This window comes from Stenotrophomonas sp. 05N37, assembly GCF_056397365.1.
In genome coordinates, this window is the sequence record NZ_JBFTNG010000004.1 from 102794 (window position 1) to 122579 (window position 19786).

Annotated in this window: 16 protein-coding genes; 8 read left to right on the plus strand and 8 right to left on the minus strand. The window is 69.6% G+C overall.

The genetic code is table 11. The features are described from left to right. The first annotated feature begins 196 nt into the window (after nt 1-196). Nucleotides 197-3025, plus strand: a complete 2829-nt coding sequence (locus AC1DGC_RS13300) for a hybrid sensor histidine kinase/response regulator (protein ID WP_478048189.1) — start codon at nt 197-199, stop codon at nt 3023-3025. A gap of 54 nt (nt 3026-3079) precedes the next feature. Here AC1DGC_RS13300 and AC1DGC_RS13305 read toward each other — a convergent pair whose 3' ends face one another. Then, on the minus strand, nt 3080-5641 hold the full coding sequence (locus AC1DGC_RS13305) for a TonB-dependent receptor plug domain-containing protein (RefSeq protein WP_478048058.1): 2562 nt from the start codon (nt 5639-5641) through the stop codon (nt 3080-3082). A gap of 285 nt (nt 5642-5926) precedes the next feature. Between AC1DGC_RS13305 and AC1DGC_RS13310 the strand changes: the two genes are divergently transcribed. Then, nucleotides 5927-6844 carry a bifunctional helix-turn-helix transcriptional regulator/GNAT family N-acetyltransferase gene (locus AC1DGC_RS13310; protein ID WP_478048059.1) on the plus strand — a complete coding sequence of 306 codons (918 nt, stop codon included), beginning with the start codon at nt 5927-5929 and terminating at the stop codon, nt 6842-6844. A 64-nt stretch (nt 6845-6908) separates the two neighbouring features. On the opposite strand, the gene AC1DGC_RS13315 is transcribed toward AC1DGC_RS13310, so the two are convergent. Then, nucleotides 6909-8966 (minus strand): TonB-dependent receptor domain-containing protein, encoded by a 2058-nt coding sequence (locus tag AC1DGC_RS13315; RefSeq protein ID WP_478048060.1) that lies wholly within the window; start codon nt 8964-8966, stop codon nt 6909-6911. Between the two features lie 282 nt (nt 8967-9248). Between AC1DGC_RS13315 and AC1DGC_RS13320 the strand changes: the two genes are divergently transcribed. Both AC1DGC_RS13320 and AC1DGC_RS13325 read left to right on the plus strand, forming a co-directional pair. Next, a complete protein-coding gene (locus AC1DGC_RS13320; RefSeq protein WP_394162175.1) occupies nt 9249-9482 on the plus strand; it encodes a hypothetical protein in 234 nt (77 codons plus the stop codon). 12 nt (nt 9483-9494) lie between these two features. Next, complete coding sequence (locus AC1DGC_RS13325; RefSeq protein ID WP_259202828.1) at nt 9495-9707, plus strand: CPCC family cysteine-rich protein; 213 nt, start codon at nt 9495-9497, stop codon at nt 9705-9707. 84 nt (nt 9708-9791) lie between these two features. Here AC1DGC_RS13325 and AC1DGC_RS13330 read toward each other — a convergent pair whose 3' ends face one another. Then, on the minus strand, nt 9792-10484 hold the full coding sequence (locus AC1DGC_RS13330; RefSeq protein WP_478048061.1) for a type 1 glutamine amidotransferase domain-containing protein: 693 nt from the start codon (nt 10482-10484) through the stop codon (nt 9792-9794). 106 nt (nt 10485-10590) lie between these two features. After that, nucleotides 10591-11196, minus strand: a complete 606-nt coding sequence (locus AC1DGC_RS13335; protein ID WP_478048062.1) for a TetR/AcrR family transcriptional regulator — start codon at nt 11194-11196, stop codon at nt 10591-10593. 194 nt (nt 11197-11390) lie between these two features. On the opposite strand from AC1DGC_RS13335, the gene acuI reads away from it, so the two are divergent. Continuing rightward, complete coding sequence (acuI, locus tag AC1DGC_RS13340) at nt 11391-12377, plus strand: acrylyl-CoA reductase (NADPH) (RefSeq protein ID WP_478048063.1); 987 nt, start codon at nt 11391-11393, stop codon at nt 12375-12377. A gap of 32 nt (nt 12378-12409) precedes the next feature. Here acuI and AC1DGC_RS13345 read toward each other — a convergent pair whose 3' ends face one another. Both AC1DGC_RS13345 and AC1DGC_RS13350 read right to left on the minus strand, forming a co-directional pair. After that, complete coding sequence (locus AC1DGC_RS13345; protein WP_478048064.1) at nt 12410-13723, minus strand: acetamidase/formamidase family protein; 1314 nt, start codon at nt 13721-13723, stop codon at nt 12410-12412. A 127-nt stretch (nt 13724-13850) separates the two neighbouring features. Then, nucleotides 13851-14915: an SDR family oxidoreductase gene (locus AC1DGC_RS13350; protein ID WP_478048065.1), complete on the minus strand. Its 1065-nt coding sequence runs from the start codon at nt 14913-14915 to the stop codon at nt 13851-13853. A gap of 86 nt (nt 14916-15001) precedes the next feature. Between AC1DGC_RS13350 and AC1DGC_RS13355 the strand changes: the two genes are divergently transcribed. Continuing rightward, on the plus strand, nt 15002-15382 hold the full coding sequence (locus AC1DGC_RS13355) for a winged helix-turn-helix transcriptional regulator (protein ID WP_478048066.1): 381 nt from the start codon (nt 15002-15004) through the stop codon (nt 15380-15382). Nucleotides 15383-15425: 43 nt separating this feature from the next. After that, on the plus strand, nt 15426-15704 hold the full coding sequence (locus tag AC1DGC_RS13360) for a hypothetical protein (protein WP_259202821.1): 279 nt from the start codon (nt 15426-15428) through the stop codon (nt 15702-15704). A gap of 6 nt (nt 15705-15710) precedes the next feature. Here AC1DGC_RS13360 and AC1DGC_RS13365 read toward each other — a convergent pair whose 3' ends face one another. Together AC1DGC_RS13365 and AC1DGC_RS13370 are read right to left on the minus strand one after the other, a co-directional pair. Further along, on the minus strand, nt 15711-16412 hold the full coding sequence (locus AC1DGC_RS13365) for a LytTR family transcriptional regulator DNA-binding domain-containing protein (RefSeq protein WP_478048067.1): 702 nt from the start codon (nt 16410-16412) through the stop codon (nt 15711-15713). Further along, entirely contained in the window at nt 16400-18103 is a 1704-nt protein-coding gene (locus AC1DGC_RS13370; protein ID WP_478048068.1) for a histidine kinase, read from the minus strand. Before AC1DGC_RS13370 ends, AC1DGC_RS13365 begins: the two co-directional genes overlap by 13 nt. Before the next feature lie 150 nt (nt 18104-18253). On the opposite strand from AC1DGC_RS13370, the gene AC1DGC_RS13375 reads away from it, so the two are divergent. Beyond that, nucleotides 18254-19762, plus strand: coding sequence for an alpha/beta fold hydrolase (locus tag AC1DGC_RS13375; protein WP_394162158.1), 1509 nt, complete (start codon nt 18254-18256; stop codon nt 19760-19762). The last annotated feature ends 24 nt before the right edge of the window (nt 19763-19786 follow it).

Consider the following 19786-nt stretch of genomic DNA (forward strand, 5'->3'; position numbering starts at 1 on the left):
ACCCACCACGGGCGGCTGGCAGGTGCCAGCCGCCTTTCGTCTGCGTCTGCAACGCTTCCAGCCCAAGGTCCGGTGTTCCGATGTTGCCTGTCCCCGTATTGCCTGCCGCCCGCGCGTGCGCGGCGCCGACCCGCGCGTTGCCGGAGCCTGCCGTTTGAGCGCGGCCGGCGTGCACTTCCCCGGTGGCACCGGGCCGATGGCCGAGCAGGTCCGTCGGCATGACTGGCAGGCCACGCCGCTGGGGCCGGTGGACACCTGGCCCGGCGCGCTGCGCAATGCGGTGAACCTGATGCTGGCCTCGCCGGAAAGCATGTACGTGGTATGGGGCACGGCGCTGACGTTTTTCTTCAACGATGCCTACCGCCCCATCCTGGGCCCACGCCTGGAGGGTGCGCTGGGCGCGCCGTTGCGCGAACTGTGGGCCGATGCCTGGGACGCGGTGCGTGCGCCGATCGAGGCCGCCTTTGCCGGCGAGTCCTCGCGGTTCGAGAACATGCCGGTGGCGATGAGCCGCCGCGGCGTGCCGGAGGACACCTGGTGGACCTTTTCGTTCTCGCCCCTCTATCTGGATGACGGCAGCGTCGGCGGCGCGTTCTGCGTCACCAAGGAAGTCACCGAGGTGCTGGTGGCGCAGCAGCGGCTGGCCCGCGAGAACGAGCGGCTGATCGCGCTGTTCGACAAATCGCCGATGTTCATGGCCTTCCTCAGCGGGCCGGAGCACCGCATCGAGCTGGTCAACCCGGGCTACCAGCGCCTGGTCGGTGACCGCGCGGTGCCGGGCACGTGCATCCGCGACGCGCTGCCCGAAGTGGTCGAACAGGGCTTCCTGCCGCTGCTGGACCAGGTGTACCGCACCGGCGAAACCTATATCGGCAGCGAGGTCATCTACGATCCCCCCAGCGCCGGCGATCGCGCCGGCGGCCAGCGCCAGCTCGATATCGTGTTCCAGCCGGTGCTCGGCGATGACGGCCACACGGCCGGCGTGTTCGTGCAGGGCCTGGATATCACCCCGCACGTGCAGTTGCAGCGCTCCATGCGCGACGTCGAGGCGCGCCACCGGCAGATCATCGACAGTGCCAGCGACTACGCCATCGTGGCCTCGGACATGGAGGGCAGGGTGACGCTGTGGAATACCGGTGCCGAGCACCTCTTCGGCTGGACCGAAGCGGAGATGCTCGGGCGCAGCGTGGAACGCATCTATACCGAGGAGGACATCCAGGCCCGGCGGCTGGAAACCAACCAGCGGGCCTGCATGGTCTGCGGCGGGGTCAGCGGCGAGCGCTGGTTGCAACGCAGGTCGGGCGAACGTTTCTGGGCGAACGGGGCGATGACCGCCCTGCGCGACAGCGACGGTGCGGTGCGCGGCTTCGTCAAGGTGCTCGGCGACCGCACCGAGCAGCAACGTGCCAACAGCGAACTGGCCCACAGCGAACGCCGCCTGGGTGCGCTGGTGAGTGCCTCGTCGCAGTCGCTGTATGCGATGTCGGCGGACTGGCAGGAGATGCGGCCGATCGCCGGCGCCGGTGCGGCGGACGGGGCCTTGCCGGCGGTCACCGGCTGGCGCGAGGAGCGCGTCCACCCCGACGACCGCCCGCTGCTGGAGGCCGCCATCGCCCAGGCGATGGCCACGCGCCAGCCGCTGCGGCTGGAACACCGCGCCCTGCTGGCCGATGGCAGCGTGCGCTGGGTGCTGATGCGCGCGGTGCCATTGCTGGATGACGCCGGCGCGGTGACCGAGTGGTTCGGCACGGCCTCGGACGTGACCGAGCGCCGGCTGGCCGAAACCCAGCTGCGCCAGCTCACCCAGACCCTGGAAGAGCGCGTGCAGGCCCGCAGCGCCGAGCTGCAGGTGGCCGAGGAGCGCCTGCGCCAGAGCCAGAAGATGGAAGCGGTGGGGCAGCTGACCGGCGGTCTCGCGCACGATTTCAACAACCTGCTGACCTCCATCTCCGTCGGCCTGGAACTGCTGGAACTGCGGATCGACCAGCAACGCTACGACGACGTGGGGCGCTACCTGGAGATGGCACAGGCCAGTGCGGCCCGCGCCACCGCGTTGACCCAGCGGCTGCTGGCCTTCTCGCGCCGCCAGACCCTCGCGCCCACCCCCGTGGTGGTGGAGGCGATGGTGGGCGGGATGCTCGATATCATCTCGCGCACGCTGGGCCCGTCCATCGCCATTTCCACCGACCTGGCCCCCGCGCCGTGGGCGGTGCTGGTGGACGTGCCGCAGTTGGAAAACGCGCTGCTCAACCTGTGCATCAACGCCCGCGATGCGATGCCCGCGGGCGGCCCGCTGGCGATCGGCACCGCCAATGTGGCCCTGGCCGACCCGGCGGCTGCGCAGCTGGATATCCCCGCTGGCGAGTACGTGCGGCTGTCGGTGGCCGACACCGGCACCGGCATGGACGCGGCGGTCATCGAGAAGGCGTTCGAACCGTTCTTCACCACCAAGCCCATCGGCCAGGGCACCGGCCTTGGCCTGTCGATGATCTATGGTTTCACCCGCCAGTCCGGTGGCCAGGTGCGGATCGACTCGCAGCCCGGGCAGGGCACCACGGTGCACCTTTACCTGCCGCGTTTCCTCGGTGATGCCGCCGACGCGTCCACGCCGACGCCGCCCGACGAGGCCGGCGCGGCGCCGGCGGGCAACGTGGGCACGGTGCTGGTGGTGGAAGACGACGATGCGATCCGGGCACTGGTCACCGAGGTGTTGTCCAGTTCCGGCTACCGCGTGCTGCAGGCGCCGGAAGGTGGCCGCGCGATCGAGATCCTGCAGTCCAACGAGGGCATCGACCTGCTGGTCACCGACGTTGGCCTGACCGGCGGGCTCAATGGCCGCCAGGTGGCCGACGCCGGTCGCCAGCTGCGACCGGCGCTGCCAGTGCTGTTCATCACCGGCTACGCCGCCTCCGCCGCGGTGGGGGCCGGCCAGTTGGAGCCCGGCATGCAGGTGCTGACCAAGCCGTTCACCGCGGCCGAGCTGGAACGACGGGCGCGTGCGCTGGTGGTTGGCGACGGTGCATGAGCAGCACGCGGCGGGATCCCGGCAGATCCCGCCGCGCCGCTTCGCCCCCTGGGATCAGAACTTCCAGCCCACCCGCGCGTAGTAAAAGCCGCCGTTGAAGCCATACGGCGAGTGCACCGGGTATTCCGCACCGGCCACGCCGGACCAGGGGTTCTTCGACGGCACCCGGTCGAACAGGTTCTGCGCGCCAACGCTGACGTACAGCCCCGAGTCGAACGTCCAGCCCACGTCGGCATCCACGATCAGCGCGCTGCCGCCGTAGATCGGCAGGCCGCCGTCGGCGGCCGAAATCACCCCGCTGTCCAGGTGGTCCTCGTACCAGGAGCCGTAGTAGTTCAGGCGCAGGTTGGCGTGGAACACCTTGCGCTGGTGGTGGATGCTGAAGTAGCCCTTGGTCCTGGGCAGTGACTTCTCCAGCTTGTACACGCGCGCGGCATCGATGAAGTCGGTGTCGTAGCGGTCCACCTCGGTGCGGTTCCAGTTGGCGGCCAGCGAGTAGGTGGTGGTGCCGCCGAAGTGGTCGCTCTTGTAGCTGGTCACCAGGTCCACGCCGGTGGTGGTGGTGTCGAAGGCATTGCCGAAGTAGGTCACCTGCGAGATCGAGGCCGCCTCGGGGTTGCCGCCGAGCACCAGCGCCGCGCGCTCTTCGGGGGTGACCACGAAGCTGGTGCTCAGCGCGATCCGGTCCTTTACCTTGATCTGGTAGCCATCCAGGGTCACCAACCAGTCGCCGTGGGTCCAGACCGCACCCAGCGATGCGTTCCTGGACTTCTCCGGGGTCAACGGCTGGGCGCCCTTGAGCTGGGCGATGGCATTGGTCGGCGGCAGCGTGGCGATGTCCTCCAGGGCGGTGCCGCCGAACACGGTGCTGATCTGGCTGATGTTGGCCTGCCCCGGGGTGGGGGCGCGGAAGCCGGTATTGAAGGCGCCGCGCACGGCAAACTGCTCGTTGACGTCGAAGCGCGCGGTCAACTTGCCGGTGGTGGTGCTGCCGAACGAATCGTAGTCCTCATAGCGCACTGCGCCGGCCAGCAGTACGCGCTCGGTGAGCTGCGCCTCCAGGTCCGCATAGGCCGCCCAGTTGCGGCGGTCGAAGGTGCCGGCGGTGCGCGAACTGAAGCCGTTGAAGCCGTTGGAGCCCAGCGCGAAGCCCTGCGAGGTGAGCGGGCCGATCGCGGTGGACGGGCCATCGCCAGGACTGATCTTGAAGCTCTCCTCGCGCCACTCCGCGCCCAGTGCCAGGCGCAGCGGCTGGCTGGTGAAGCGGGTGGCGATATCACGGCTCACGTCGACGTTGAGGTTCTTCTCGGTCTGGGTGTTGCCACCGGGATGGAACCGCAGGCCCTCGGGCTGGTCCGGCCCCAACGACGCGTTGACCGTGTTGTAGATGATGAAGTCGATGTCGTTGCGGCCCCAGGAGCCGCTTACGTCCCAGTACCAGTCGCCCCACAGGCCCTTGGCACCGGCCACCAGCGACATGTCCTCCAGCGAACCGCCGAAGCGCGGGGTGAAGCCGCCGGGCAGGCTGGACAGGAAGGTGTAGCAGTTGGAGGGCAGCGCGGCGACCGCACCGCTGACCGAACTGTACGGCAGCAGGTTGCCGGCGCCATCGCGCAACGCGATGCCCGGGCAGGCGCCAGCACCGGCGCCATTGAGGTTGCCGACCAGCAGGCTGTCGCCGCCGTCGTTGGAGTACACCCCCGAGCGGGCGGTGGGGTCGCGGAAGTAGAAGCCGCCATCCACGTCGCGCTTGGCGTAGTTGCCGAACAGGTAGAAATCCACCGCATCGGTGGTCAGGCCAAGGTTGGCGACCAGCTTGAGGTCGTTGTCCACCTGCGGCGAGCCCCACACCTGCGCGGGCTGGCCCACGCCGGGGTAGCCGGCGGCAATGGCCGCGGCGGCATCGTCGCGCTGCACGCTGCGCGAGGTGTCGTCGGCCTTGCGCCATTCGGCGGTGAGCGTGGCAAACCCGCGGGCCGTCAGCGGCAGGCCGATCTGCGCCGAGTACTGGGTGGTGAGCCCGTCGCCCTCGTAGTACTTGCCGGTGAACACCTCGGCACTGCCGCCTTCGCGCAGCTTCTTCAGGCCGAAGTTGATGACACCGGCGATCGCGTCGGAGCCGTACTGGGCCGCGGCGCCATCGCGCAGCACGTCCACCTGCTCCAGCGCCAGCGACGGAAACACCGACAGGTCCGGGCCCTGCGCGCCGTCGGACAGACCGTGGCCGAGGAAGGTGATCACCGCGGCACGATGGAAGCGCTTGCCGTTGACCAGCAGCAGGGTGTTGTCCGGCGGCAGGCCGCGCAGGTTGGCCGGGCGCACCAGGCTGGCGGCATCGTCGATGGGGATGGTGCTGACGTTGAACGAGGGCACCAGCACGCGCAGCTGGTCCAGCGCGTCGGTGGCGCCCTGGTTGCGGAATTCGTCACCGCTGATGATGTCGATCGGCACGGCCGAGGACGAGACGGTGCGCGGTTTGGTGCGGCTGCCCAACACCGAGACCGTGTCGAGGGTGGAGGCCTCCGGCGCGGCCGGAGGTGTGCTGTCCTGTGCCAGCGCGACCGAGCTGGTGGCCAACAGCGTGGCGGCCAGCGCCACGTGTACCGCAGATGCCAATGACGAGATTGCGTTTGGAGCGTGAACACACTTGCCAATGCGGTCGTTCATGCATGCACCTTGCAGTTGGAGGGTCGGAGGTGTCGTTCGTCTACTGGGTCATCCCGTTGGTTCTCCTTGCGCGCCAGGGCCCTGATGCGCCGCACAAATAATTAACAGAACGTAAACCGTACTGCAACGCATCTTTCGTTTGTGCCTCATGCACTTCGCGGGCGGTCACAAAAAAGGCTGGTATAGGTGCCAAAGGCAATCAATACTTGCCAAAGGCATTCATGGGGGAGCTACATGTCCGACGCCCTGACCAACGACGTGGCCCGCCTGCAGGCGTTCAACCGCGACTACGCGCGCCACCTCGCCATGCTGGAAGAGGGCCTGGTACGCGGTGATTTCAACCCCACCGAGGTGCGGGTGCTGCTCGAGCTGGCCTGCCGCGACGGCGTGACCGCTGCCGACCTGTGCCGGCTGTTGCGCCTCACTGCCGGCTACGTGAGCCGCTTGCTGGCCGGACTGGAAATGCGCGGTGTGCTGGCGCGCCGGCCTGCCGTGCACGATGCACGGGCCAGCGTGCTGGTCTTGACCGATGCCGGGCGTACCGTGTCCAACCAACTGGACGCCGCCGCCAGCGCGGCCGGCGCGCGCCTGCTCGGCGCGCTCAGCGCCGCCGGCCGGGCGCAACTGGTCGAGGCGATGGAGCAGATCCGGCGGCTGCTGTCCGAGCCTGGCACGGACTACGTGCTGCGCGATCCGCGGCCGGGTGACATGGGCTGGGTCGTGCACCGGCACGGTGCGTTGTACGCGCGCGAGTACGGCTGGAATACCGAGTTCGAGGCACTGGTGGCCGACATCGTCGCCCGCTACCTGCGCGAGCACGATGCGCGCACCGAGCGTTGCTGGATCGCCGAGTGCGCGGGCACGCCGGTCGGCTCGGTGTTGGTGGTCCGCCACGACGCACAGACCGCCAAACTGCGGCTGCTGTACGTGGACGCCAGCGCACGCGGCCGGGGTATCGGCCGCCGGCTGGTGGACGAGGCCATCGCGTTCGCGGCGGCGGTGGGTTACAGGCGGATGGTGTTGTGGACCAACGCGGCGCTCGTCGATGCGGGCCGACTGTTTGCCGAGGCGGGATTCGAACTGCTGACCGAGCAGCCCGAACAGCTGTTCGGCAAGCCGCAGGTCTCGCAGTTGTGGGCCAGGACGTTGTAGGCGAGTGCCGGCGGCGGCAACCAGGCCCGGCGGATGCCGGGCCTGGCGTGCGTGGCGGCGGCGGTCAGAACCGCGCGGTGGCGCCCAGGAAGAACGTGCGGGCGCCGCCGTCGTAGTTGTTGCCTTCCTCGATGGTGGATACGTCGCCCAGGTTGAGCACGCCCGCGCGCAGGGTCAGGTGCTCGTTGACGTCCACGCCGGTGACCAGGTCCCAGGTCGTGTAGGCCTTGGCGAAGGTGGCGCTGGTGGAGGACACCAGCTGCTCGCCGATGTGCTGTGCGCTGAGGTTCAACGACCATGCGTCGGTGACCTGCCAGTCCAGCGAGGTGTTGGCGGTGAGCTTGGGCACCACCAGCAGGCTCGCACCGGTGGTGCGGTTTTTCGATTCCAGCATGCGGGTGGCGTTGGTGGTCCAGGTCAGGCGCTCATGCAGCGGCACGGTCACGCTGGCTTCCACGCCACGGGTGCGGGCCTTCTGGATGTTCTGCGCCACCGTCCACCAGAAGCCGTTGACGAAGCTGGTGGTCTGGCCCGGGATGTCGCGCAGCGGCACCTGCTGGATCTTGTCGTCGAAATCGGTGAGGAAGTAGGTCGCCGAGGCTGCCCAGCCATTCTTGTCCAGGCCCAGGCCCAGCTCGTAGTTGGTGCTGGTTTCCGGCTCCAGGTTCGGGTTGCCGGCCATGTAGCAGCCGGTGGTGCCATCGGCGCTCACCGAGCGGTTGGTCCAGCCTTCCACGGTGAGTGCGGTGCAACCGTTGCCGCCGGACTGGGTTGCCGCACCGGCGGTGCCCTGCTTCAGGGTGGGGGCACGGAAGCCCTTCGAAACGCCGCCGCGCACCGTCCACGCATCGGCCGGGTGCCAGACGCCGTAGAGGCGCGGGCTAAGGTTGTCATCGTAGTTGTCGGTGTTGTCCCAGCGCAGGCCCACGGTGAGGACGAAGCGCTCGTGCAGGGTGATGTGGTCCTCGGCAAACAGCGCCCAGGAATCGGCCTCGCTGGTCGGGCTGATGCGCCCGCTGCCGGTCCAGGTCACCGGCACGGTACCGATGGTGTCGCGGTTCTCCAGCTCCTCGCGCTTCCACTGGCCGCCGACGTTGAGGCTCTGCTCGAAACCCCAGTGGAAGCTGCGGGTGAACGCGGTATCGAACACCGTCTCCTTGGCGTGGTTGCCGACCGTGCTGCCCTTGTCTTCGTAATCGTTCTGCACCAGCGTGGTCCTGGAGGTGGACGCATCGCCGTAGCGGCCATCGTGGGTGGCCACGTAACCGGTCTGTACCAGCTTGGACAGGCCCCACGCACCGACCGCGCCGGCACCGCTGTTGCGCTGCTCGCCACGCGAGGCCTCGAAGCCCACCGTGTGGTCATCGTTGATGCGCCAGTCGAGCCGCGCGTTGGCGTTCTCGGCCTTGCTGCCCGGGGTCTGCCGTGCACCGGTGTCGGATTCGCGGTTGGTCACGTTGGCGCCGACGCGCAGGCCCAGGTTCTCGGTCAGCGGACCACTGAACAGCGCGCCCATCTGGGTGGTGTCGCCGCGCGTGTCCGAATCGGGTTTGCTGTAGTTGAAGGTGACCGAGCCACCCCAGTGATCGGCGATCTTGCGGGTGATGATGTTGATCACCCCGCCCATCGCATCGGACCCGTACAGCGAGGACATCGGCCCACGCACCACCTCGATGCGTTCGATCATGTCCGGGGAGAGCCAGTTCAGATCCTGCGGGCCGAGGTCGTCGCGGTAATTGACGCCCGCGGAATTGCCCTGGCGGCGGCCGTCGATGAGGATCAGGGTGTACTGCTCGGGGAGCCCGCGCAGCTTGATCTTCGATTGCGCGCCGGACAGCGCATAACCGCCGGTCACGCCGGGCACGGTGCTGAGCAGCTGGCCGATGCTGGTGACCGGCTTGCGCTCGATCTCCTCGCGGGTGATCACGCTGATGCTGGCCGGGGCATCCTTGATCCATTGCTGGGCGCCGGTGGCGGTGACCACCACGGTGTCCATCTGCTTGGCCGAGGCCGCGTCCGCGCTGGCGTCGGCGTGGACCTGTGCGCTGAGGGCCAGGCCGATGGCCAGGGCCAGCGCGCTGCCGGAGCGGTGGGAGGCGAGGGAGGGGGAGGGGAACAACATCGACGCAGTACTCCTTGGGTAAGGGGGTCCGCTGGCGATGGCTGGGACGTCCATGTGGGGAATTTCAGAATCTGTTAACAATTGTAATGCAAGCCATTCGCATTTGTAACATTCGGATACGTGACGCCCTCCACCGCGTCGGCGCGGGTCCGCGATTCAGGGCAGATGAGTTGAAGATGCGGTCGTGGCGGCGAAGACCCGGACGCGTTGTCGCGGATGCAGCGTCAGCGATAAGATCGCGCGGCGGGGGCCGTGCCCCGGAGCGCAGCGCAGGGAGTGCGAATGCCGATCGACGACGTGACCGGGAGTGTCGTTGGCGGCATCCTGCGCCTGGTGGCGTGGCTGTTCTTCGACGTCTTCATCGAGATCGTCATCCAGGGCACCGGCTACCGGATCCTGCGCTGGGTGCGCCCCGAAAAGACGCCGTCCGATGCCGCCTGCACGCTTGTCGGCCTGGTGTTCTGGCTGGCCATCGCGGCCGGCACATTCGCCGTAGTGCGTGCAACGCTGCGATAGCATGGCGCCACCATGAACTCGATCAACGCCACTACGCCGCTGCTGCCGTGTCCCTGTTGCGGGCACCGCGGCCTGCTGGAGGCCGGCGGCTACGAGATCTGCAGCCGCTGCGGATGGGAGGACGACCCCAGCCAAGCCGCGCGGCCCGACATGGCCGGCGGCGCCAATCGCATGAGCCTGCATGCCGCGCGCCAGGCGTGGGCGCGCGGCGAACCGGTGGCCTGAGCAGCACAGGCGATCACGCGGGTGCGTGTCGCTGCCGTGGTGTCGCCAGGCAGGGCAACCGCGCGCCCTGCCTGGCGGACCGGGTCAGGCCTGGTCGCTGCCGCCCAGCTGCTTCACCAGCGCCGCGGCGGTTTCCGCCGACGAGGACGGGTTCTGCCCGGTGATCAGCAGCCCATCGCGGACCACGTACGAGCCCCAGTCCGGGCCCTTCGAATACTCACCGCCGGCCGCCTTGAGCATGTCTTCGACCAGGAACGGCACCACGTCGGTGAGGCCGACGCCGGCTTCTTCGCTGTTGGTGAAGCCGGTGACCTTCCGGCCCGCGACCAGCGGCGTGCCCTCGGCGGTGGTGACATCGCGCAGCACGCCCGGGGCGTGGCAGACCAGGGCGACCGGCTTGTTGGCGGCGGTGAATGCCTCGATCAGCGCGATGGAATGGCGGTCATTGGCCAGGTCCCACAGCGGGCCGTGGCCGCCGGGGTAGAACACCGCGTCGAAGTCGGCCGGGTCCACGCTGTCCAGGCGCACGGTGCTGTCCAGTTGTGCGGTCGCGTCGGCGTCGGCCTCGAAGCGGCGGGTGAGATCGGTCTGGAAGTCCGGCTCGTTGCTCTTCGGGTCCAGCGGCGGCTGGCCGCCCTTGGGCGAGGCCAGCACGAGCGTGGCGCCGGCGTCCTTGAAGGTGTAATAGGGCGCAGCCAGTTCTTCCAGCCAGAAACCGGTCTTGCGGCCGGTGTCGCCAAGCTGGTCGTGCGAGGTAAGGACGATGAGGATCTTCATGCGGGTGCTCCTGGGAGGTTGTGAGTAGACCGGTCGTCTACTTTGGGGGCAAATCAAGGGAACGCAGTACGACGTGTGCCGGCAGGAATGCGCCGGGTCTGGCGGGTCAAGCGGTGGGGGGGACGATCTGACGGGTGGTGGCCAGCGCGGCATCGAACGGCTGGGTGGAGCGGACGATCTTGACCATGATGCTGGCGCCCAGCCACAGCTGGTACAGGCTCTGCGCCACCGTAGCGGGGTCGTCGTGGAGGTGCAGTGAGCCCTCGGTGGCGCCGGCCTGGAGTGCGCCGGCCAGGCGGGTGACGATGCCGGCGGTGCCGCGCTGCAGGGCCGCGCGCATGCTGGCCGAGAGGTCGGCCACTTCGGCGCCCAGCTTCACGGCCAGGCACTTGCCCTGGCAGTCGTCGAAGGACTGGTTGGCCCGCCAGGCGTCGAAGTAGGCATCGAGCTGCTGCGCCTTGGTCAGGCCCGGCAGGCGGAAAACACGCTCCATGTCGGCCAGGTAGGCCGCGAAGTAGTCCTCGAGCAGGGCCTCGCCGAAGGCCTCCTTGGAGCCGAAGTAGTGGTAGAACGAGCCCTTCGGCACGCCCGCGGCGCTGAGCACCTCGTTCAGCCCGACCGCCGAGAAACCCTTGCCGCCCATGATGCGTTGGCCGGTCGCAAGGATCCTGTCGCGGGCGTCGATGGTGTCAGGGGCGGAGGCGGAGTTCATGGGAGCTACTCTACCGCGGATTAGACCGGTCGTCTAGTGGCTCGACGTCCCCGGTGTGCCAGGGCATCGAGGTTGCGGTGACGGCGGCCACGTCGCGGCCGCCAGCGGGCCCGATCGCGGCATCCGCAGGACACTGCGACTGGATGCCACCGCGCTTTCCGCGCACAGTTGATTCCCCCGCACCGGAGATTGGCATGACGTTCAAGGTACTACTTGCGACCAACAATGGCGATTCGATCAGCACCCGCCAGGTGGATCTGGACGACGCCGACCTGATGCCCGGCGAAGTGACGATCGCGGTCGAGTACTCGACGGTGAACTACAAGGATGCGCTGGCCCTGTCGGGTCGCTCGCCGGTGATCCGCACGTTCCCGATGATTCCCGGCATCGACCTGGCCGGTGTGGTGGAACGTTCCAGTCACGCCGGCATCGTGCCCGGCGACCGCGTGCTGCTGAATGGCTATGGGCTCAGCCAGACCCACCATGGCGGCTATGCGCAGCGGGCGCGGGTGCCGGGCAACTGGCTGGTCAAGGTGCCCGACGCGTTCAGCACGCGCGATGCGATGGCCATCGGCACAGCCGGGTATACCGCGATGCTGTCGGTGCTGGCGCTGGAACACGGTGGCCTCACGCCTGCCCACGGCGAGATCCTGGTGACCGGCGCCAATGGCGGCGCCGGTTCCATCGCCATCGCGCTGCTGTCCGGCCTGGGTTATCGCGTGCTGGCCTCTACCGGCCGGCTGGAAGAGGCCGACTACCTCAAGGATCTCGGCGCGGCCGAGGTGATCGACCGGCACACGCTGTCCGAGCCGGGCGCGCCGATCGGCAAGGAGCGCTGGGCCGGTGCCATCGATTCGGTCGGCAGCCACACGCTGGCCAACGTGCTGGCGCAGACGCGCTACCGCGGCGTGGTGGCCGCGTTCGGGCTGGCCCAGGGCGCGGACCTGCCGGGCTCGGTGCTGCCCTTCATCCTGCGCAACGTCACCCTGGCCGGCATCGATTCGGTCAACGCACCGCTGCCGGTTCGGCAGCAGGCCTGGGCCCGCCTGGCGACGGACCTGGACCTGCGCAAGCTGGCCCGCACCACGCGGGTTGTCGGGCTGGCCGAGGTGCCGGCGGTGGCCACGCAGGTGCTGGAGGGCAAGGTGCAGGGCCGCACGGTGGTCGACGTCAACGCCTGACGCTGCCGCACCCGGCGGTGTTCGGCGCGCGCCTAGTCCTTGGCGACGGGCGCCGCCGGCGGCAAGGTTCGCAGCACGGCCTTGTCCAGCTTCGCCGCCACGCCCACGCTGCGCCCGGCCAGATTGGCCACGCTGTACTGCACGGCCACGCCGAGCACCTGGGTGGCGTCGGACACACTCAGCCCGTAGCCCTGGCGCAGCCACTGCAGCATGCCGGCGGTGGCCACGCGCAGGGCGTCGTCAGTGGAACCGGCCTGGCCGAGGGTCATGATCTGGGTAGGCGATTCGACCCGTGGGGTGACGATCGACTGGCGTTTCACCAGCGCCACCTTCACCTCCACGTCGAGCGAGGTTTCCAGCGCCCACTGCGTGGTTTCGCCGTCGCCCTGCAGTGCATGCCCGTCGCCCAGGTAGAGCAGGGCGCCGGGTTGCTGCACCGGCAGGTACACGGTGTTGCCTTCCACCACGGCATTGAAATCCATGTTGCCGCCGAAGTCGCCGGTATCGCCGGTGGAGAACGGCGGATAGCCGAAGCCGGGGGCCACGGCCAGGCCGCCCAGCATCGGCTTGACCGGCACGTCGAAGTGCTTGAGCGCAGCACTCGGGTCCTTGGGGCGTGCTACTCCGCGGGCGCGATCCAGTTCCCAGCGTACCGGCTTGCCCAGCGCAGTGGTGTCGGCCGCCACGCGCGCGGTCTTCAGCCGGCTTACGATGCCGTCCAGGCTGTCGGCGTAGTCGCGGTTGAGCTTCAGCGATGTCAGCGTGACCGCCAGCGTGTCGCCCGGCTCGGCGCCGGCCACGAAGAACGGCCCCACCTGCGGGTTGCCGAACAGGGCGCGGGTGACGCCGTGCTCGTCCACGCCGCCGGAATCGAGCGTCCTGGTCGCCACCGAATCGCCGGGCTGGATGACCAGCACGGGCGCGCGGTCGGCACTGAAGGTGTTGGAATACCCGGTGGGCGTAAACACATGCCGCTGTGCCGTCGCCTGGGTGCGCGCGGGCACCTTCCATGCGCTGAAAGCGTGCTGTGCACGCGCGGCGCGGTTGTTGGTGTCCGGCTGGTCGCTCTGGCCCTGCATGCGCGCAGCGTCGATGCGCCCGCTGTAGCGGTAGACCTGCCCGTCGCTGCCGGTGGCGGTGAACGCCAACGCGTGGTCGGCCAGCGTGCCGCGGATCGGGTCGCCATCGAGCGTGCCGCTGACCGCTGTTCCCTGCACCTCCAGGTGCAGGGTCTGATAGTGGGTGTTGCCCCACAGATCGGTGGCCACGATCCATTGATCGGCCGCACACACGTTCAGCGGCAGGGCAGCGATCAACAGCGACGACACTTTCCAGGCCCGGGTCATGGCGAGCGGCTTCGCGGCATGCCCCTGGGGGCGATGGCCGCAGCCTAGCCGGTGGCGGCCGGGCCGCCACAGTGTCGAAGGTAACCTGGGCGGGAAGCCGCGCTGCCGGTGATGGGCAACCAACGCCTCAGGGAATCAGGCGCTGCGCGCGAAGCTGTGCGAACAGCGCGAAGAACGCATCGTCGCTGGGCTGGTAGTCGAGGAAGCCCATGCGCCGGCTCTTGGACATGTCGGTAAGGACTTCCAGCGGCCGGCCCAGGTCGGCGTCGGTATGCCAGGGCGACACCAGCCGATGGATGTCCGTCTCGGCCAGGCCGTGCTCGGCGGCCAGGGCCGACCACGCGCCGGCGTCGTCGGCCATCTGCGCTTCCAGCGGCCGCGGCTCGCCCGCGAACGGCGCCGGTTCCAGGCCGAACCAGTCGGCGATGCGGCCCCACATCCACGACCAGCGAAACACGTCGCCGTTGACCACGTTGAAGGCCTGGTCGGCCGCGGCCGGCGTCTGCGTGGCCCACAGCAGGTGCCGGGCCAGCACGCCGGCGTCGGTCATGTCGGTCAGCCCGTTCCATTGCGCGGACGAACCGGGGAACTGGAACGGGCGGCCGCTGCGCTTGCACAGCGAGGCGTACACCGCCAGCGTCGTCCCCATGTTCATCGCATTGCCGACCGCCGCGCCGATCACCGTGTGCGGGCGGTGCACGCTCCAATGGAAGCCGTCGCGCGCGGCCGCGGCGAATACCTCGTCTTCCTGCGCATAGTAGAAGTTGTCCACCGCCAGGCGCGGCTGTTCCTCCCGGAAAGGCGTCTGCGGCAACGCACCCTGTGCATACGCCTCGAAGGGCCCGAGGTAGTGCTTCAGGCCGGTCACCAGCGCCACGTGGCGCACCGAGCCGGCCGGGCGCACGGCGTCGAGCAGGTGCCGCACCATGGCCGCGTTGACCCGGATGTTCTCGGCCTCGTTGGCCTGCCGCGACCAGGTGGTGATGAACACATGGGTGGGCGCCAGCCCGGCCAGGGCCGCCGCCGTGGCCGGCGCGTCGCGCAGGTCCGCCGCGACCGCGCCCACCCCGCGCGGCAGGAGACCGGCATTGCGCGCCAGCCCATGCACCTCCCAGCCCGCGTCCTGCAACTGCCGGACCAATGCGCTGCCGACGATGCCGGTTGCGCCCACTACCAGTGCCTTGTTCGCCACGCTGCCGCCTTTGCATCTGAAATCAGGCGCACACAGTAGGATAGGTGCGTACGCCTTGAAAGAAGGCACCAAATGGTAACCAGGCGATGAAAACCGGCAGTCCGGAAGATGAATGGCGCGAAGACTGCGCGCCGCGGCGGGTGCTGGAGCTGTTCAGCACCAAGTGGACGTCGATGGTGCTGCACACCCTGGCGGTTCGCCACGGCGGCAGCGCGCGCAGCAACGCCTTGCACCGCAGCCTGCCGGCCATTTCGAAGAAGATGCTGGTCCAGACCCTGCGCGAGATGGAGGGCGCGGGCATCGTGCTGCGGACCGAATACCCGACCGTACCGCCGTCGGTGGAATACGCGTTGACGCCCCTTGGCGTGCAGCTGGTGGAGCCGATCGAGCTGATCTACGACTGGGCGCGGCGCAACGCGGGGGCGCTGGACGCCCTGCAGCCGCGGGCGACGTCACGGCGGCGCTGAGGTATATTCGCCCCCCTTTTTGCGCCACCGCCGGACCTTCTCGATGAGCACCCCGAAAAAGCAGTATTTCAAGCACTGGGCGGAGTCCGACCTGGGCCAGGGCAACGTCTACATCGAAGCGGTGGGCGAGGTGATCGTGCGGCAGGTGGAGATGTACCGCAGCCTCACCACCTGGGCCGACAAGACCGGCCAGAGCGATGCACGCTTCCTGCTGGCCGACCAGCCGCTGTCCTGGTTCGACCTGGATTCGGACGATGGCATCACCGCGAGCGAGTTCGAGGCCGCGTGGAAGAAGGCCAAGGCCGCAACCACGGGCGGCTGAGCGCGCTCAGCCCAGCGCCAGCGCGTCGCGCAGCCCCGCCAGGTGCGCGCGGCCGACGGCCAGCTCGGTGCCGTCGTTGAGCAGCAGCCAGTAGCGGCTGCCGGTCGCGGCATGCAGGCTGCGAACGTGGCGCAGGTTGACCAGGTGGGAGCGGTGGCAGCGCACGAAGTCCGGCGGCAGCACCGCGCCGAGGCTGGCCAGCGACTTGTCGTGCAGTTCGCAGCGGCCATCGCGCAGGTGCAGTTCGCTGTAGTCGCCGTCGGCGCGGATCCACTGCACGTCGGCCAGCTCCACCACCGCCGTGCCCTGCGCGCGCCAGATGCCGAGGTAGCGCGCCGCACCCGCGCGCACGTGCCCCACCTCCAGCAGTCGCGCCAACGCGGCCTGCAGGCGCTCGCGTGAGAAGGGCTTGGGCACGAAATCCAGCACGCCGTGCTCGAACGCCTGCAGCGCACGGTCGCGATGGGCCGACACCACCACGCAGTGGTAGCGCCCCGCAACGGCGCGGCGCAGCAGCTCGAAGCCGTCTTCCCCACCCAGGTTGAGGTCCAGCAGCAGGCCGTCGTAGACATTGCGCTGGAGCCGGTCGCCCGCGTTCTCCAGGTCGGCCACCGCATCGAAGCGGGCCCGGCTGCCGGCCAGCTCGCTGCACAGACGGAGCAGGCGCTGGCGCACGAGCAGTTCGTCCTCGACGATCAGGATGCGCATGGCAGCTCCATCCGGCTGCACCAGTCCGCGCCATCGGGCCCCTGCACGAACCGCCAGCGGCCCGGCCACGCCGCCGCCAGGCTGGCTTCGATGTAGGCCGTCCCCGTGCCACGCCCACGATGCGCGGCCACGCCCTGCGCGCTACGCAGTTCCAGCACCCAGCAAGGACCGTGCCGCTGCACGCGCAGGCGGAAGGGATGCTGCGCACAGGCCGGGGCGCCGGCGTGGGTGAGTGCGTTCTCCACCTGCGCATGCAGCACGCCCGGTGGCAGCCACAGACCGGCAGGGTCGGCCTCGACCTCGAAGCCGATGTGTTGCTCCATGGCCATGCCGACGATGTCCAGGTGGTTGCGGCACAGGGCCAGTTCGTCCTCCAGCGTGACGCTCGACTGGCTGCTGCTGTCGCGCAGGCGATCGAACTGCTCGGCCAGCGCCTCGACCAGGCGGCTGGCCCGCAACGGTGCCTGCTCGATCAATTCCTGCAGGCAGGTGAGGGTGTTCATCAGCCAGTGCGGCTGGATGCCCCGTTGCAGCAGTTGCAGCGCGAGGCGCGCGCGCTCCTCGCGCAGCAGCGCGTTGTGCTGGTCCAGGGCGCGCAGTTGGGCGGCGTGGCGCACCAGCAGGAACCCCATCAGCACCGCCAGGAACAGAAAGTAGGGGCCATCCAGGAAGACGCCGCCGAGCAGCGGAATGGCCAGCGCGCCGGCGGCGACCAGCGCCAGGATCGGCCAGCGTTCCTCGCGCTCGCCGCGTGCACGCAGCAGCAGTGCGACCGAACCGAGCAGGCTCAACAGCAACAGCGCGGCCCCGCGGTTGTCGAACCCGGGCACCCAGGCAATCACGACGACTAGTGCGGCCAGATAGCCGATGCGCACGCTCGCCGGCAGCGCCACGCCAAAGCGGCGCGCGAGGTACGCTGGCAACAGCACCGCCGCGGCAAGATGCAGGGCCTGCAATGCCAGCAGGCGCGGGCCGTGCCACGGGTAGGCATAGCCGAGCAGGGGGCGCCAGCCTTCCAGTACCGGCAGCGCCAGGCCCACCGCCCCCAGGGCCAGCAACAGGCGCGCGCCGGGCACCGGTGCCCGGCCACGCTGGGCGGCCAGGAAATACAGGCAGGCCGCGCCGAGCGCGCCACCCGCGAACGCGGCGATCAGCCACGGCGTCAGCCGGTACCCGTAGATCGACGCGATGGGCCCCACCGCAAGGACCGCATCGGCGCTGGCCAGGCGCGGCCACTGGTGCTGGCTGGACGCAAGCACGACCAACGCATCGTCGGCCGTGCCGGCCACGGCTGGCAACATGCGCAGGACGTCGATCTGGCCGGGTCGTTCCTGCGCGGCGGTGCGCCCCACCACGCCGTTGGGAGGCAGCGGTTGTCCATGCCAGTAAGGCTGGCTGGCGGCGCGCAGCGACAGCCGCACGGCCACGTCGCCAGTGCGCGCCGCCGAGGCTGCCGGCAGTTGCCAGCGCAGCCAGTACGGCCCCCGCCAACCCGCGAGGGCGCGTTGATCCAGCGCTTGCCAGGCGATGTCGCGCGGTGGCGTCGCGGGGACGCCGTCGCCGATCGTGGCAGGGGCCATGTCCGTGGCGGCCAGGTAGATCGTTCCCGTCGGCGGTGCCACCGCCCACAGCCACGCGGCGACCGCGACAAGCAACACGGCGAAGGCGGTCAGGGTGCGGAGGATGTGCATGCGCCCATCCTATCGGCTGCGTGGAGACAGTGGTCCCCCGCTGGGAGCTGTTCGGCAGGCCGGCGTGACATCCGCGCAGCGGCGGCAGTGATGCTGGAGGCACCGGCCCACCTCGGCCGGTCCGACCCCCTGCCATCCCTGGAGCCTGCCATGACCCTTCCATCCCTGTTGAAGACACATGTCGTCCACCCGCGTCTGCAGGCCGGGCTGGTCGCCGCGTACGTGGCGTTCGCCGCCGCGGCACCGGCTCTGGCAGGCGAGGGCGCGGCGCCGCTGGTATTTGAACCGTATGCCTTGGAGACGCAGGCGCACGGCACGATCGCGGCCGAGGCGGCCTATCTGGAGGTGCCACGCCGGCACGCGCAGCCGGACGGACCACGCATGCGCCTGCGGGTGGTTCGGCTGCGCGCCACCGGTGGCGACGGCCGCGCCGCACCGGTGGTGTACCTGGCCGGCGGGCCCGGCGGTTCGGGCATCGGCACCGCACGCGGGCCGCGTTGGCCGGTGTTCGACCAGGTCCGGCGCGAGACCGACGTGCTGCTGCTTGATCAGCGCGGCGCCGGCCAGTCCGAGCCGCCGCCGGCGTGCCCGCATTCGCACACCTTCGAGGATGCGCAGCCGATCCAGCGCGAGGCCACGCTGGCGGCCCTGCGCGACACGGCCGCCCGTTGCGTCGCGTACTGGAAACACGCCGGCGTCGACCTGGGCGCTTACACCACGGCGGAAAGCGCGGGCGATATCGATGACCTGCGCCGAGCGTTGGGTGTGCGCACGCTCAGCCTGTGGGGGATGAGCTATGGCACCCATCTGGCGCTGGCCACGGTGCGCCTGCACGGGGCAGGCCTGGAGCGGGTGGTGCTGATGGGCAGCGAAGGGCCGGACGACACGTTGAAGCCCCCGATGGCGGCCGACGCGTTGTTCGTGCAGCTGGGCGTGCTCGCGGCAGGGGCCGGGTTCGATGACCTCACCGGCGCGGCACGCCGCGTGCTGGCCACGCTGCGCGGGCAGCCACAACAGGCGCGCAGCCTGGTGAAACCGGACAGGCAGGTGACCCTGGGCGCGTACGACCTGCAGCTCGCGCTGGCGGCGATGCTGGGCCGTCGCACCACCCAGCAGTGGATCCCGTTCGCCCTGCGCCAGGCCGAACGGGGCGACTACCGTCCGTTGGCCGACATCGTGCTCTTCCTGCGCGGCGAGCTGGGTGCATTCGCGGCGATGCCGCTGGCGATGGACGTGGCGTCCGGGCAGAGCCCGCAGCGCCGCGCCCTGGTCGAGCAGCAGGCGCGCCGCAGCCTGTTCGGCGATGCCTTGAACTTCCCGTTCCCGGCCCTGGCCGATGGGCTGGGCCTGGCCGACCTCGGCGAGGGCTTCCGTGCTCCGCTGCGCAGCGATGTGCCGGTGCTGTTCATCAGCGGCACGCTGGATGGACGCACCCCGCCGGCCAATGCCGAGGCGCTGCGGCCGGGATTCAGTCACAGCACCGCGCTGCTGGTTCGCGGGGCCAGCCATGACAACGAAATGTGGCTGGGCAACCCGGCGATCGCCGCCGCCATCGCCACCTTCCTTGCCGGCGGTGAGGTGCACGATGCGGAACTGGCGTTGGCGCCGCCGGAATTCGTGACCAGCAACGAGGCACTGCTGGCGTCGTTCCCGCGATGAAGGGGCGGGTGGAGGTGGAAAGAG